General features: G+C 68.0%; 8 protein-coding genes. 6 read left to right on the forward strand and 2 right to left on the reverse strand.

The features are described from left to right. The first annotated feature begins 19 nt into the window (after positions 1-19). Positions 20-478 carry a carboxymuconolactone decarboxylase family protein gene (locus tag ABZ490_RS21540; protein WP_358992309.1) on the forward strand — a complete coding sequence of 153 codons (459 nt, stop codon included), beginning with the start codon at positions 20-22 and terminating at the stop codon, positions 476-478. 30 nt (positions 479-508) lie between these two features. Then, the gene (locus ABZ490_RS21545; RefSeq protein ID WP_358992311.1) at positions 509-1,033 is read left to right on the forward strand and encodes a GNAT family protein; all 525 of its coding nucleotides are present in this window, start codon (positions 509-511) and stop codon (positions 1,031-1,033) included. Between the two features lie 658 nt (positions 1,034-1,691). Here the strand turns inward: ABZ490_RS21545 and ABZ490_RS21550 are convergent. Both ABZ490_RS21550 and ABZ490_RS21555 read right to left on the reverse strand, forming a co-directional pair. Beyond that, complete coding sequence (locus ABZ490_RS21550) at positions 1,692-2,045, reverse strand: hypothetical protein (protein WP_358992313.1); 354 nt, start codon at positions 2,043-2,045, stop codon at positions 1,692-1,694. A 67-nt stretch (positions 2,046-2,112) separates the two neighbouring features. After that, the gene (locus ABZ490_RS21555) at positions 2,113-8,850 is read right to left on the reverse strand and encodes an RHS repeat-associated core domain-containing protein (RefSeq protein ID WP_358992315.1); all 6,738 of its coding nucleotides are present in this window, start codon (positions 8,848-8,850) and stop codon (positions 2,113-2,115) included. Between the two features lie 520 nt (positions 8,851-9,370). On the opposite strand from ABZ490_RS21555, the gene ABZ490_RS21560 reads away from it, so the two are divergent. From ABZ490_RS21560 to ABZ490_RS21575, 4 genes are all read left to right on the forward strand, one after another. Then, complete coding sequence (locus ABZ490_RS21560) at positions 9,371-12,811, forward strand: DNRLRE domain-containing protein (protein ID WP_358992317.1); 3,441 nt, start codon at positions 9,371-9,373, stop codon at positions 12,809-12,811. 22 nt (positions 12,812-12,833) lie between these two features. Then, a complete protein-coding gene (locus ABZ490_RS21565; RefSeq protein WP_358992319.1) occupies positions 12,834-13,787 on the forward strand; it encodes an aminoglycoside phosphotransferase family protein in 954 nt (317 codons plus the stop codon). A 77-nt stretch (positions 13,788-13,864) separates the two neighbouring features. Then, on the forward strand, positions 13,865-14,476 hold the full coding sequence (locus ABZ490_RS21570; RefSeq protein WP_358992321.1) for a sigma-70 family RNA polymerase sigma factor: 612 nt from the start codon (positions 13,865-13,867) through the stop codon (positions 14,474-14,476). Beyond that, positions 14,473-15,540: a CU044_5270 family protein gene (locus ABZ490_RS21575; protein ID WP_358992323.1), complete on the forward strand. Its 1,068-nt coding sequence runs from the start codon at positions 14,473-14,475 to the stop codon at positions 15,538-15,540. The genes ABZ490_RS21570 and ABZ490_RS21575 overlap by 4 nt, the downstream gene beginning before the upstream one ends. Positions 15,541-15,559: the final 19 nt, after the last annotated feature.

Genomic DNA, 15,559 nt, shown 5'->3' on the forward strand with positions numbered 1-15,559 from the left:
ATGATGGAGAAGACTCCCCGTGGAAAACCGGCTCAAGAACAAGAACGCGAACAACCCCGATGTGTGGACGGCGATCCAGCACCTCCAGAAGGCGATCGCAGCCGGGGGCGTCGACCTGAAGCTGCTGGCGCTGGTCCACCTGCGCGCGAGCCAGATCAACGGCTGCTCGGCGTGCGTCTACGCCAGTGTCTCCGGAGGGAGGAAGGCCGGTGACACCGACGAGCGGCTGCACAACGTGGCGGCGTGGCGCGAGGCGCCGTTCTACACGGACGCGGAACGCGCGGCGCTGGCACTGGCGGAGGCCGCCACCCGGCTCCAGGACGGTGCGCCGGGTGTCACGGACGAGATCTGGGACAAGGTCAACGCCCACTTCACCGAGGAGCAGATCGGCGCGATCAACCTGGAGATCGCACTGACCAACTTCTTCAACCGGATCAACCGCACCATCAAGGAACCGGCCGGCAAGACCTGGGGCTGACCCCGTCGCCACCTGGGTAGCGTGCCAGGAATGAGTGACGAGGCTGTGCGGCTGTGTCCGGTGGGCGAGGACGATCTGGTGGTGCTGGAGCAGTTCCTGACCGATCCCGAGGCCGCCGGGCCGTTCTCGTGGTTCGGGTGGGCGGATCCGGGGCGGTTTCGGCGGGGGTGGGCGGAGAACGGGCTGCTCTCCTCCGACGGCGGTCAGTTGATGGTGGCCGCGGGCGCCGAGCGGCTCGGTTTCGTCGCGTGGCGCAAGGTGGTCACCGGGCCCGCCTCGTACTGCTGGAACATAGGCGCCCAGCTGCTGCCCGAGGCACAGGGGCGCGGGGTCGGCACCGAGGCCCAACGCCTCCTGACCCGTTATCTCTTCGCCCACACCCCGGTGATGAGGATCGAGGCCGACACCGAGGCGGAGAACGTCGCCGAGCAACGCGCCCTAGAGAAGGTGGGCTTCACCCGCGAGGGCCTGGCCCGCAGTATCGTCTTCCGGGACGGCCGGTGGCGCGATGTCGTGTCGTACGGCGTGCTGCGCGACGACGCGTCCTGGCTCTGACCGCGGAGTTCCGGCGGCTACACCGGCTCGCCCGGAGTACTGTTCGACGGCCAGTACTCGAAGCCGTTGCCCGTGTACCAGCCCAGGCGCTCATGAGCGACCGTGTACTTTCGCCCGCCTGCCACGACCGCCACAGCCTCACGGACTCTGGCGGTCGTGGCAGGCGAGTTCAAGCGGCGGCACGGATTTCCCCCAGGCACCACGAGATCTGGCGAGTGGACCATGACGATCAGGCCGCGGGTCGCGCGCTTGCCCGATTGAGCCTCGTCCCAGCCGACCTAGGTCACCTTCTACTACAGCATCGGCGACTTCACCTGGGTAGACGTCGGTAACGGCTACTTGCTTGCCCCAGCAAGCGACATCTTGCTGTGGCTCCAGCAGTACGGCGCTGCCGGTGTCGACACGGATCTGAACGCCCGTGGCCTGGCCATCGGCTCGAACGGCGGCGGCCTGGCCTACGTGGCTGGCTGATGAGCATCGTGACTCACTCGACCAGCGCATGCGGCAGGTCGAGTGCGACAGGATAGGAACCAACAGGGCTCCTGGGCCAGCAGGTTGAGACTTCGAACACCTCACCCAACTGCGCGGCAGCCCTGCGCGTTACGGGCACAGTGGTCATCACCCGTTCGATGGCCACGCTGCAAAGGCCCAGTCAGAGCTAGCCTGATCGAAGCACCTTCATCTGAGGGTCGAAACAGTTCAGTCCAAACCTGTTGGCAACCTGTGCCACATACGCAGACGCCATATCTGCACTACCCCACGCAAGCGTGATGTACACGTATGGCCCACTTGCCCCTTTGGAAAGTGGCGTTCCAGCCCAGGGCGTATCGTCTCCGGTATCCCTATCAGGCCAACGCTCAGTAACGGCGGCAAGGAAGTCGGTGATTACGCTTACCACCGGGAACAACTCATCGCCATCGAGATATTCATCGTACAGTCGATCTTGGACCCTAGCCGCTTCGCGATCACTTGCCGGCACATCCCCTTGCCAAACCGCCAGGTCGTAGCTCATCTATCACTGACCTCATCTCGCGGACAATAGAGCTCAGCGGTTGCCCATGCTTCGTTCCTTACCCACCCTACCACGCCTTTGCCCCGCCATAAAGAATCACATTGACGTCGGCCTGCGGAAGCAAATCGCCACTCTTCAAGCCCCAAGCGCTCATTTGGTCGGATCGCAGAATTACATCCCCGCTGTCCCCGAGCTGCCCATATACAGTCTTCTGCTGTGGTGACAATTTGGCAGAAGGGCCATTCTTTACTTCAAAATACTCGGGCGCACCCAATCCGGGCCCTTGCCTGGTCGCGATGAAATCAACAAACGATTCCGTACCGTCCTTAGCCTCAAGCTTCACATGCGTCCCCATGATCGTGTAACCACGGTCCTGAAGCTCCTGGGCAGCTCGCGCCTCACCCTCCTTCCCCTTTGAAATACTGTTTTTCCAGGTGTTATTGCGACCACGCGCGGCTCCTAGGAGCGGCCCCCCTTCAAAGGTGCCCATATTCACATCGCACGCTATTGCTTTAACACCGTCACGGCCCGGGCCGCCACAGCCTTCTGGAGGCTCCGGGCCATCCAGAAGTCTCTTGAGTATTCTGGAAAGCTCTTGCGTGAGCGTAGGTACAGTAATCTTTGGAGGATTGCTTCCCACGTTCAGCTTGTAGTTCGAAGCTTTTTGGCACTCGTAGGTAAAGCAATTAGTATTCGATGCGCCAATACCGGGCACAGTCGACTTGTTGCTGGCCGCGCCACCGCTACAGGTGTAATAGCACCCACCTGTGCCGGTTCCACCACTAGGGATTCCAGGAGTGGAACTCTGGCCACCGCCCGAACCGTTGCGGCGCGGCTCGTTGTGGCCCGTCCCGTCGTCAAGCCACAGGCCGGTGGGATCAGTTTTGCTGATCGGGCCGTTCTTGGAGTAGGCATAACCGTTCATCTGGAGCGGATCGGCCACGTCGATGATCGGGTCCGCCGAGATGAATCGGCCCGCGTTCTGGTCGTACTCGCGGGCGCCGATGTGTGTGAGGCCGGTTCCCGTGTCGTCGATGCCGACGCCCAGGTAGGTGCGCTTGTTCGGCCAGGCTGTCGGCTTGGTGCCGCGGGCCTCGCCGTAGGGCTTGAAGGCCCGGCGGGTGACTGCCTGGCCCGAGGCGACGTCGACCGAGGTGGTCGCCGTGCCCAGGTGGTCGGCGAGGAGGACGCTGAGCTTGTGGCCGGTCGTCGCGCCGTTGGTGGTGGTGCGGACGACGGTGGGGGCGCCGGGCTGGGTGTAGGCGCGGGACGCCTTGGTGATGCTGCCCGTGGCGTTGGTCGTCAGTTCCGTTTCGCCCAGGTAGAGCACGGAGCCGGATGGCGAGTTCTCCAGGATGCGGTTGCCGTCGGCGTCGTAGACGTAGGTGGTCTTCGTGGCGTTGCTGGTGACCGACTCCGGCTTGTTCTCGGAGGACCAGACCAGGTCCTGTGTCGTGCCGGTCAGGTCGCGGTCGGTCGTGTTGCCCGTCGCGTCGTACACGTACGTGCTGCTCTTGCCCGTCGGGCTCGAGCTGATCGACGTCATCGTGTGCGGCTGGGTCTTGGTACCGCCGGCGAGCGTCTTGCCGTGGCCGTAGGTGTACGTGACGTTCTTCGTCGCGTCGGCCGTGTCGTGCTCGGTGAGGGTGGCCCGGTTGCCGAGCCAGTCGAAGGTGTAGGACTGGCGGTAGGCCGTCGTGCCCGTCGACACCGTGCCCGAGGCCGGGGCGGTGGCCGCGAGGGAGGACGTCAGGGCCGTGTCGGGGCTCGTGGGGTCCGTCGCCGCGTCAGGGGCGTCGGAGACCGGGCCCGAGGACGTCGTGAAGTCGGTGTCGTAGCCCCACGTGGTGCCGTCGGTCGCCTTGCAGCCGGTGGAGTGGCTGTCCGGGGTGATGTTCGACGTCCAGGCGTTGACGAGTTCGCCCATGACGTCGTAGGTGAAGCACTGGGTGTCCCACGTCGTTCCGGTCGAGTCCGCCATCGCGCGGCTGTTGGACGTGATCGTGCCGGAGACGTCGTAGGAGTAGAGGCTGTCGGTGATGCGGTGCGGGGCGTCCGTCTCGCGGTCGGTCACCGAGCGCTGGAGGCGGCCGGTGTGGGGGTCGACGAAGTTCGTCGTCCACACGCGGTAGGGCTGCGGGGCGGAGACCGTGCGCAGGACCTCCCCGTACGGGGAGTAGGTGGCGTCGGAGGTGTACCAGGTCGCTCCGGAGGTGGTGTCCGCCAGGCCGTCGCTGTTGTAGCGGGTGACGACCTTCTCGCTCGCCAGGCCGCCGATCGCGGGGAGGGTGACCGACTGCTGCTTGCCGGTGGGCGTGTACGTGTAGCTGTAGGCGTACGTGCCGGACACGCCCGCGGTCATCGCGTTCGCCGGGATGACGGTCTCGGTGCCCGTGATGTTGTAGTCGGCGTTGTAGCCGGTGACGCGGTTGACGTAGTCGCCTTCGGCGGTGTGGCGGACGGATTCCTTCAGCTTGCCGATGCCGCCGGACACGTCGTCGTAGGTGTACTCCCTGACCGGGCTCGCGGTGGCGGAGCCCTGGCGCACGTACCGGACACGGCCCAGCGGGTCGTACTCGGTGAAGGTTTCCTGCCCGCGGGAGTTCTTGGTGTAGTTCGGGCGGTCGGCGGCGTCGTAGCCCGTCTGCGTGGTGCCGGTGTCGGGGTCCGTGGTCGACTTCAGCCGGCCCCGGGAGTCGTAGACGTACGACCAGACGTTCCCGGCGGCGTCGGTGACCTGGCTGCGGTTGCCCCGGGCGTCGTAGTCGTAGGACGTGTCGCGGCCGGTGGTGGAGGTGGAGGCGTTCTGGCTGTAGTAGCGGATCGCCGTGACCCTGCCGAGGGCGTCGGTCTCCGTGCGGGTCCGGGGAGACGTGGAGCCCGCCGGGTTCACGGTGGTGCTGGTGTCCCCGTAGGTCTTGGTCGCCGAGTACTTCCGGACGTCGGCGTAGTAGGTGTCGGCTCGGGTCTCCCGGCCCAGGCCGTCGTACGTGTAACTGACGGAGCTGGGGATGGGCGACTTGGACCGGGGGGCGAAGAGGTCGGTGGTCGGCTCGCCCTTGGCCAGGTAGCCGCTGGTCTTCTCCGCCACCAGGCCGTGGTCGTCGTAGTGGGTGTCGACGATGATCCGGCCAGGGCCGTGCGCCTCGCTCTGCGTCTGGACCTCGCGCTGGAGGCCGTCGTAGATGGTGGTCCGGCGGGAGTAGGTGCCGTCGTCCTTGAGGGACTGGACGGTGACGGCGGCCGGGCGGGTCTCGTCCGAGGTGGCCACGGCCGCCTGGTAGGCGATCTGCACGGTGGGCGAACCGGTGGCCGACGGCGACCAGCCCTTCACCAGCCGGCCGAGGGCGTCGTACTCGCTGCGGGTGACACGGCCGTTGGGGTCGGTGACCGTCAGGGCCACACCACGGCCCGGGTCGTAGGTCGTGGTGGTGATGTGGTCCTTGGCGTTGATCAGCTTGACCTGGGTGACCGGACCGCCCTCTTCGGGGGTGTACTTCGTCTCCGTCGTGCCGGCTCCCGGAGCGGTGACGGTGCGGACCCGGCCCAACGTGTCGTACGTCGTCGTGGTGGTGACCGCACTCGACGTGCCGTCGCCGTCGTTCGTGGCCTGGGTGGTGATCAGGCCCTTGGTGGGCGTGGCGCTGTCGGCGAGGCCGTCGTAGGTGTTGTGCACCTGTGCCTTGAGCAGCGTCGCCGGATCCGCCGTCGGCTGGCCGGCGCAGGAGGTGGCGGTCGTCTTCTGGTCCTTCGCCAGGCCGATCAGCCACGCCGACGTGTTGTGGACGTACGTCGTCGTGGTGCAGGTCCGGTCCGAGAGGGTCTCGCCGCTGCCGTCGGGCTTGACGACGTACGTCTCCACCTGGACCGGCAGGCCGTAGGTGCCGTCGACCTCGGTCAGGGTGCGCACGGCACGCCAGGAGTCACCGACCGTCTGGATCGCGTCCGTGCGCTCGACCCCGGTGCGGTAGGCGCGCAGGGGGTCGCCCGACGTGCCGTCCTCGTTCTCGCGGGCCCGGGAGGCGGTCAGTTGGGACCACGGGTGGTGCAGGGTGCGCTGGACGACCTTGCCGTCGGAATCCGCGTAGACGAGGGTCTCCGCGGTCATGCCCGCGTACTGCTCCGCGTCGTCCGCGAGCAGCGTGTAGGTGCCGGTCGAGTCCTTCACCGTGCCGCCGGCACCCCGGAAGTAGCGGGTGACCGTCTTCGACTGCGCGTTGACCGCGCGGACACCGTCCACGATCTCGGACGTGCTCTTGGCGCCCTTGAGGACGGTGACGGTGCGGTAGCCCTTCCAGTCGCTGTAGGTGCGCAGGGCGGGGCGGGTGAACTCGTCGTCGCTCTTGGCCCAGGCCGGGTCCTCGTAGGCGTACTGCGTCACGATCGACTTGCCGTGCGAGCTGATCTTGTCGGTCTCGGTCACGCTCGCGACGACGTACTTGTTGAACCAGGCCTTCTTGGGGGTCTTCTCGTCGCCGTCGGGCGACCAGCGGACGGGGTAGCAGGTCCCGTTGCTCTTGCCCTTGTCCTCGGCGGGCTCGCTCGTGCAGCCGCCGCTGTACTCGACCTCGATGTCACCGCCGTACTCGTTGGACACGACACCGATGCGGGGACGGGTGAAGCCGGGGCGCTGGTCCTTCTTTCCGTTGAGGACCAGATTGGGGAGCTGCCGGTCCAGCAGACGGCCGTGCAGTGGTGAGTCGTCGCCGACGGTGTAGGGCGCGAAGCTGACACCGGCGTCGGACTGGAGGGTGCCGACGGTGTCGCCCGCCGCGAAGCCCCTGCGCGTGATGGAGTTGAGCCACAGACCCGGCGCGGTGTCGTACCAGTCCTTGGGGAAGGACTGGTGCAGTGTGTAGGCGTCGACCGGCTTGAGACCGGTCTGGCCCGGGCGGGCGGCCTCGGTGGTCACCTTGTCCAGGCGCTTCCGCGTCCAGAAGGAGGGGAACGGCGGGCAGAGCTTCGAGGTGGACTTGCAGTTGAGGTTGCCGGGGGTGTCCCACCACGCTCGGTAGGCGCCCGGATCGCCCGTCTTGGCGAAGTTGGCGGCGTCGCACACGGTCGTCGACTCCAGGCAGCGTTCCTGCACGTCGAAGAGGACCCGTGCGGCGGGCGCGGTGAAGCCGGAGGAGTCGGTGCGGATGCCGTACTCGATGGACGTCGGGTAGGCGGAACGGTCGTACTGCTCCGGCTGCTTGAACTTCTTGCGGGCGGCGTAGTAGTTCGTCTCCTGCGTCCAGTTGACGATCATCGTGTTGCCGTGGACGTCGATGACCTTGTCCAGGCCCCAGCGCCAGGCCTGCTGCTTGCCCGAGCCGCAGCGCGAGTCGGCGAAGGCCTCGGCGTGGCAGGGCTCGCCGGGGTGGTTGCCGAAGACGGGGACGGTGGAGACCGAACCGGTGTCCGCATGGCCGCCGCCGACCTTGTTGAGGCCGTAGTAGTACTTGGTTCCTTCCGGGGTGGTGACCACCCAGAACTCACCGTTGTTGTCGTCGTTGTCGCTGCCGACCTTGTGCTCGACGCGCGTGCCGTCGTCCTTCGCGGGTCGGTAACGCTCGGTGTCCTGCTCCGGGTTGCTGCCGGCGGAGGCGTCACGGACCAGTTCGGTGGTCTTTCCGGCGAGGGACATCACGGCGTTGTACGAGACCCAGCACAGGTCGGACGTCTTGTCCTTCTTGGCGGTGTTGTTCGGCGTACCGGCGTCGAGTGTCTTGCGGTCGTCCTTGCAGGAGCGGTACTTGCGCTCGATGTAGCCGGGGTCGTAGCTCCAGCCCTCGCCGATCCAGGACGCCTGAGGGGAGGAGACGGCGGTACGGCCGTCCACCGTCTGGGAGCTGTAGCCGAACGTGATCTGAGGCGTGGGCCCGGCAGGCGGGGAGGGCACGGTCAGCGGGTAGGACCAGGTGAAGGCCCCGGAGGAACCACCTGCCTCCCACTTGCCGTCGGAAGGGAGCGAGGTCGCTTTGAAGTCGCCGCTCGCGCCGCCGCCGGAGTCGACCGCGCCGACGACCGCCGTACTCCCGGAGGCCGCCACCGGTGTCGCGGTGGTGGACGTCCGGTAAGCCGCCTGTACGGCCCCTGCGCCGGTCGAGGTGCTCTCGGCCGAGGCCGGTGTCACCGTGTCGTCGGCGGCCGGGTCGACTGTCGCCGTGATGGAGTTGCCGTCGACGTCGTTCGTGGTCTCGAGTTCCTCGTACGTCTGGCAGGCCTCGTCGTCAGGCGTGTCCAGGTAGCAGTCGGGGAACTGCACGAAGCGCAGGCGGGAGGCCCAGTCGGCGCCGTAGAGGCTCTCGAAGCCGGAGTAGTCGAGCTTGACGGAGATCGGGACCGCGCCGGTCGTGGGCGCCTGCACCTTCAGCACCGCGCCGTCCACGCCCTGGCCGGTGGAGGAGGTCCGGTCGGAGATGGTGACCTGCCACGTACCGCTCGGTGTCGGCTGGTCGGGGGCCTGGCCGAGGCTGACCGGCAGGCTGCCCGCCTGGTGCATGGCGGTGGGGTCGTCGGTGTCGGCAGTGCGCAGGGAGGCGGGGGTGACGGGCGTGTCGAAGTTCACCGTGCCCGGCGTGCCGGCCGGCGGGGGCGTGGTGCCCGAGGGCGCTTCCTCCTGCGGTGCGGGCTCTTCCTGCTTCAGGGTCTCCAGGTCGGCGGAGACCGTCGTTCCCGGCAAGGGTTCTTCGGTCTCCAGCGGTTCCAACTGGAGTGTCTCGCGCCCGGTTTCCTCGTGAGACGGATCCGGGTCGGGTGGGATCGCCAGCGCCTGGGCCGGCAGCAGTGCGACGAGCAGCGCGGCTGCGACGGTCGGCACAGTGGTGCGTGCGATACGGCGCCGGGCACGAGGAAGTCGGCCGAACACGTCTAGGTCCCCCCGGACCGTCCAAGCGGGACCGGTGACGGACCACGCGCATTGAGGTGCTGAACAGCGCAGATTCTGTGGTCGATCTGTGGAGGAACACCAGGTTACACGTGGTCATGTGATGATCGTCACGGTGCGTAGCGAATCATTACGCAATGAAGCAACGTGAAAGCGTGATCACCTGGAGGTAAGCGCATGCTGCTCACAGGTAAGACTTCTTATATTTTTCTTACTCGCAAGGGTGGAAAAATCCCGCCGTTCCATTACGGAAACTACCGCTTCACCCCATCTGTTTCCTTGCGATACCGACGGGCTCCTCGCGCCGCCCCCCGCGTCAGAGACCTACGTAAGTCCGGCCTTGCCCGTTCATCACAGGGTGACGACAGGATCGTCATCGGTCATCATCAGCTGCCCGGTGGGGGAGTTCCGTCCTGTCCGCCGGTTCTGGGGATGGGGAAGGGGAACTCGCCCGATGACGCGCACCTGGCGTCGCAGGCCCGGCCGTCGGGCCACTGCGACGCTGCTCGCGACCGCGGTCGCCACGACGGGAATCGTCTACGCCGGATTCCAGCTGGACGGCGGAGGTCAGCGGAAAGCGGAGGACCGGAGCCCGGTCACCGAGGCCGCCGCAGTCGCGCAGGCCGCTCGGACCGGCAAGAAGGTCGAGGTCACGGCCGCCCGCACCGCCGACTCCACCACGTGGGCGCGACCCGATCGTTTGATGGAGAAGCGGCTCTACTCCTCCCCGGTCCGGGCCAAGGTCGACGGTGAGTGGAAGAAGATCGACCCCAGCCTGCACCGGACCGAGGAAGGCTGGGAGCCGAAAGCCACCAACACCCGGATGGTCTTCTCGGCCGGCTCCGGACGGCGCGCCGCCCAGTCGTCGACGGCTCGGGCCTCACGTTCGGGCGTGCAGCGCGTATCCCTCGTCAAGTCCGCAGCAGCGGACACCGGAACACCGCTGGTCACGCTGTACGTCGACGGCGGCGCCCACGCGATTCAGCTGACCTGGCCGGGCCCCGTACCGACCCCCGTCGTCGACGGCAACCGGATCCTGTACCCCGAGGTGTTCCCGGGTGGCGACCTGGTGCTGACCGCGGACGACGAGGGCTTCGGGCAGGTCGTCGTCGTGAAGAACCGCCAGGCGGCCACGGACCCGCACGTCCAGCAGCTCGTCTACGGTCTCCACTCCTCCGATCTCACCTTCCGGCTCGATCCGTTGACCGGTCTGGTCAGCGCGCTGGACGCCGACGGCGACGAGGTCGCGCTCTCACCGACGCCCCTGATGTGGGACAGCAGCGGCGTCCCCGCCGTGACCGACGGCGGGGTCGGCGCCTCCGCCCAGCCGACCGCGTCGGAAGCCGCCAACCCGACCGCCACCGCCACCTCCTCGCCCTCGGCCGGCCCCAGCGCCTCCGAGGAGGCTCCCGTGTCGGACGAGCAGAACGACGGCAATGCCGAGGTCCTCCCCTCGGCCACCGACGACCCCGTCACCGTGTCGGAGTCGCCTCTGCCGTCCGCCCCCGCCGAGCCCACGCCGCAGCCCTCGCAGAGCGGATCGTCCGCCACCCTCAGCCTGCAGTCGCTCAACGGTCCCTCGCCCGATTCACGCGGCGAGCTGGTCGAGGCCGACCTGACCGCCGGCCGGTGGACCCTCACCCCCGACCAGGACTTCCTGGACGACCCGGCGACCACCTACCCGGTCTTCATCGACCCGGCGGTCAAGAAGCACGTCCAGAACTGGACCACCGCCTACAACCGTTATCCCAACGCCACGTTCTACAACGGCAAGGACTTCAACAAGGGAGGCACCCAGGAGGCCCGCGTCGGCTTCGAGTCCGACACCTGGGGTACTTCCCGGTCCTTCTTCAACATCGACTTCGACAAGGACCTCAAGGGCACCAAGCTCACCAGCGCCACGCTGTACATGCTGGAGACCTACTCCTGGTCCTGCCAGGACCGCTCCATGAGCGTGCATCTGACAGGGGCCATCAACAGCCACACCAACTGGAAGAACGCGCCCAAGCTGCACGACGGCAACAAGCTGGCCACCAAGAGCTTCGCCCACGGCTACAAGTCCGGCTGCCGGGACGCCTACGAGAAGTTCGACGTCAAGAGCGGCGCCCAGAAGGCGGTCGAGAAGGGCCAGGACACCATCACGTTCGGCCTGCGTGCCCGCGACGAGGACGCCCAGTACGCGTGGAAGAAGTTCCAGGCCAACGGCGACTTCCCGCCCTACCTCGAGGTCGTCTACAACCGCCCACCGACGATCGTCACCGACTCCCTCGACCTCAACCCGGACGGCAAGTGCACCACGAGCAAGCCGTACGTGCACATGGGCTCCGGCAACCTGACCTTCACCGCCAAGGCCACCGACAAGGACGCCAATCTCGACTACCTCGACTTCGATCTGTGGCCCACCGACCAGTGGGCCACGACCGGAGACCTGCTCGGAACCACGGGAAAGGTCTCCGTCGGCCCGGACAGAAGCGTCGCGCTGAAGACCACGAACAACTTCTCCACCAGCAAACTCAAGGCCGGAACCACCTACTCCTGGCGTGTTCACGCCATGGATGACGCCGGCGTCACCTCGCCGTGGTACCCGAAGGCCCCCTGCCAGTTCGTCCTCGACACCGCCGCCCCCAGGCCGCCGGTGGTCAGCTCCACCGACTTCCCGAACGCCGACGGCAACGAGAACGGGTTCGGCGTCGACACCGAGGACACCAAGTGGTCGGCCAAGAAGTTCGGCACGGGCGGCGCCTTCACCGTGCGCGCGCTGGACGCCGATGTCGTGCGCTACGAGTACGGCTTCAACTCCCCCTCGTACACAGGGACACTCCCCCGCACGGTCAACACCGCCACCACTGTCAGCGCCACGATCAGCGGCGCGAAGCCACCCGCCGCCGGACCCAACGTCCTCTACGTCCGCGCCGTCGACAGCTCCGGCAACGTCTCCGAACCGACCAGGTACTTCTTCTACGTCACCCCGAGGGATCAGGCCGACAAAGCCGGTGACTTCACCGGTGACGAACTGCCGGACATGATGGCGGTCACCGCCGAGGGCAACCTCGCGCTATACCCCGCGCAGGCCGACAAGGACGGTGACCTGGACTACTCCATGCCGGGCGCCTACCGGGCCAACCCGGACAAGGACCCCAACGGCGACGACCTGCCCCCGTACGTGCCGGCGCCCAACGGCCACTTCAAGGGCGCGCTCATCACCCACAACGGTGACATCTACGGCGGCGACGGCCTCCAGGACCTCGTCGTCCGGCTCGGCGACAAACTGTGGGTCTACCCCGGGGACGGCTACGGCGCGGTCAACATCGACGAACGTCAGCAGATCCTGCTGCCCGCCGGCGCCCCTGCCCCGGCCGCCTTCACGCAGATCGTCGCAACCGGAGACATCACCGGTGACGGCCGGACGGACTTCCTCGTTCTCGTCGGCGACCAGCTGTGGGCCCTCACCGGCTACCACGGGGCCACCGTCGACCAGGCCACCCTCCTGTTGACCTCCTCCACGTGGACGACACGTGACCTGGTCACCGTCATGGACGTCACCGGAGACGGAGTCGCCGACCTCATCTACCGCTCCGACTCCTCCGCACGGCTGCTGCTGCGCACAGGTGTCGCGGAGAGCGGCGGCGGAGTCAAACTCCCGTCCCTGGCATCCGCCGCGAACTCCGCGGGTGGAGCGGACACCGTCTACGGCGGCTCCGGATGGTCGCGCGCCGGCATTCCGAAACTGATGGGGACCCCCGACGCCAACGGCGACACCGTCCCCGACATCTGGACCGTCCACTCCACGGGCCAAGTGCGGTTCTACGCCGGCAGCAAGACCGCGCTGACGGGTTCCGGCACCGAGATCGTCACGCCGAAGACGTACTGGCAGACACGCATCGCCATCGGCTGAGACGCCTGTCCAGAATGACGGCGTGATCGACATTCCAGAAGCGTTCGTCCGTCAGACCGTCGAGCGGGAGGGAGAGGAGGGAGCCCGGTGGATCGCCGGGTTGCCCGTCCTCGTCGCCGAGTTGATCGGGCGGTGGGGGTGTGTGCTCGACGGGGACGTCCTGCATGGTGGCGTCGGGATCGTCGTCCCCGTCGTCGCGCCCGGGCACGGGGCCGCCGTCGTGAAGGTGTCCTTTCCGCATCCCGGGAACGTCCACGAACCCGACGCCTTCGCCGCCTGGGGCGGGCGGGGGGCCGTGTGGCTGCTCGCGCGGGACGACGCGCGGTTCGCGATGTTGTTGGAGCGGGTTCGAGCCGAGTCTCTCGCCGAGGTGGTGGACATGGACGAGGTCGCCCTCGTCGCGGGGCGGGTGAGTCGCCGGCTTGCCGTGGACGCTCCCGGCGGGCTGCCTCGGATGGAGGGCATGACTGTCCAGTGGGAGGAGGAACTCCGTCTGGAGCGGGACGAGTTCGGGAACACGGTCTCCGAGCGGTCCTTCGGGGCCGCCCTGGCCACCGTACGGGAGCTGGGGCCGGATCAGCCCGGGCTTCTCGTGCACGGCGATCTGCACGCGCGGAACATCCTGCGCGCCGAGCGCGAGCCGTGGCTCGCCGTCGATCCGAAGGGGTGGGCGGGGGATCCCGCGTACGACGGGGGGACGCTGCTCAAGGCGCTCGGGGTGCGGCTGATCTCCCTCGGTGACACCGGTGAGCTGCGCAAGGCCGCGCTGCGGGTGCTGGACGTCTTCTCCGAGGCAGCCGGGCTGGACCGGGAGCGGGTCGGGCGCTGGGCGCACTTCCATGTCGTACGGGCCGCGTTCCACGGGCGGCGGCACGGGTTCCGGGTGGCGCACGGCGGGCCGTTCCTCGACCACCTCGACGCGTTCGTGGAGGGGTTCGCGGAGGTGCTCGTCCCGGGCCGCGCCAAGCGCCCGTGAACCCGGTCCGCGGATGCGGACAAGAGCTGGGTGAAGTCTGTGCACTTTCTCTGGCCCTGCGACCCCATGGACCGTCCATGACTGACTCCGATGCCGTGCTGATGGCGGCGTCGCTCGACGAACCCGAGCGTTTCGCGGTGCTGTTCGACCGCCACGCGCCCACCATCCACCGGTATGTCGCCCGGCGTCTCGGCCGGGACGCCGCCGACGACATCACCGCCGAGACCTTCCTCACGGCGTTCCGGATCCGGGCCCGCTACGACAGCGGGCGCGCCGGTGTCCGCCCCTGGCTGCACGGCATCGCGGCGAAGCTCATCAGCCGGCACCGGCGGGAGGAGGTGAAGGCGCTGAGGCTGCTCGCCCGCACCGGGCACGACCCGGTCGCCGAGTCCTGGACCGACTCCGCCGACGACCGGGTCACCGCGCAGTCCGTCTCCCGGCCGCTCGCGAAGGCGGTGGCCAAGCTCTCCGAGGGTGACAGACACGCGCTGCTGCTGTTCGCCTGGGCCGACTTCACCTATCAGGAGATCGCCGAGGCCCTGGACATCCCGGTGGGGACCGTACGGTCCCGGCTCAACCGGGCCCGCAGGAAGCTGCGCTCGGCGACGGGCCTGCTCAGCCCCTTCACCGAACCGACCGGCCAGGCAGCCCCCTTCGCACCGCACACACCGGAAGGTGACCTCGCATGAACGACGTGAACGAGTCCACCGCGACCCTCCGTGACCTCCGTGACCTCCGTGACCTGCGCGTTGACGCTCCGCTCCCCGACGGCGACCGGCTCGCACCCGGGCGCGCACTGCTCAGCGCGGCGTTCCAGCAGGAGGCGCGGGCACAAGGTGCGGTCCGCGCGCCCAGGCGCCGCATCTTCCTGGTCGCCGCCTCGGCCGGTGCGCTCGCCGTCACCGGTGCCCTCGTCTCCACCCTCCCCGACGACGATGCCAAGGCCCCTGCCACGGCTTCTCCCGCGCCGGGTCGTCAGGTGCTGTCCGCGCGGGCCTCCGCCGACACCCTGGAACTGGCCGCCGCGACCGTGGAGAAGCTCGGCGCCGGCGAACCCGGGCCGAAGCAGTGGGTGTACGAGAAGGAGACGTCCCTCGGTGGCGGCGGCACGACCTCGGAACACTGGACCCGCTGGGACGGCTACGGCGAGGCCCGGCTGCCCGGTCTCCCGGACTCCGACGACCTGTCGACGTTCGACCCGGACAAGCTCCAGGTCTCGTACGGTCCCCCGCAGGAGACGGACTGGAGGAAGAACGGCTACGACGACCGCTCGCAGCGGGCGTTCTACCGCTTCCTCGCCACCCTCCCGGGCGACCCGGACCGCATGATGGCGGCGATCCGCGCGGAACGCGCCTTCGGTGACTTCGAGGGCGAGACACGGGCGCAGCGTGACTGGCGCGAGATCAGCATCCTGTACGGGTCGGTGCTGATCCCGCCGAACGTGCAGGCCGGGCTCTTCCGCGCCCTCGCGAAGGTTCCCGGCGCCCAGGTGGAGAAGGGCATCAAGGACCCGGTCGGGCGCCCCGCCATCGGGGTGACGGTGACCTACGTCAAGGCTGTGCCCTCGGGCTACCAGGGCAAGCAGGAGCTGTTCTTCGACCCGGAGACGTACGCCTATCTGGGCGAGGAGGCACACCTGCCGTCGGCCTGGAAGACCGCGGGGAGCGGTCCGTCGATGCCCCCGAGGTCCAGCAGGCTGGTCACCGTCCGCGATGCCTGGGGAGTCGTGGACAAGCCGGGCGAGCGTCCCTAGAGCACCTGAAGCGCCCAGA

Source organism: Streptomyces sp. NPDC005811, from assembly GCF_040630405.1.
Lineage (GTDB): Bacteria > Actinomycetota > Actinomycetes > Streptomycetales > Streptomycetaceae > Streptomyces.

Bases quoted from the DNA above. Each gene is read 5' to 3' on its own strand.
- ABZ490_RS21545 (WP_358992311.1), top strand. From the start codon at position 509: ATGAGTGACGAGGCTGTGCGGCTGTGTCCGGTGGGCGAGGACGATCTG.
- ABZ490_RS21550 (WP_358992313.1), bottom strand. From the start codon at position 2,045: ATGAGCTACGACCTGGCGGTTTGGCAAGGGGATGTGCCGGCAAGTGAT.
- ABZ490_RS21560 (WP_358992317.1), top strand. From the start codon at position 9,371: ATGACGCGCACCTGGCGTCGCAGGCCCGGCCGTCGGGCCACTGCGACG.
- ABZ490_RS21570 (WP_358992321.1), top strand. From the start codon at position 13,865: ATGACTGACTCCGATGCCGTGCTGATGGCGGCGTCGCTCGACGAACCC.
- ABZ490_RS21575 (WP_358992323.1), top strand. From the start codon at position 14,473: ATGAACGACGTGAACGAGTCCACCGCGACCCTCCGTGACCTCCGTGAC.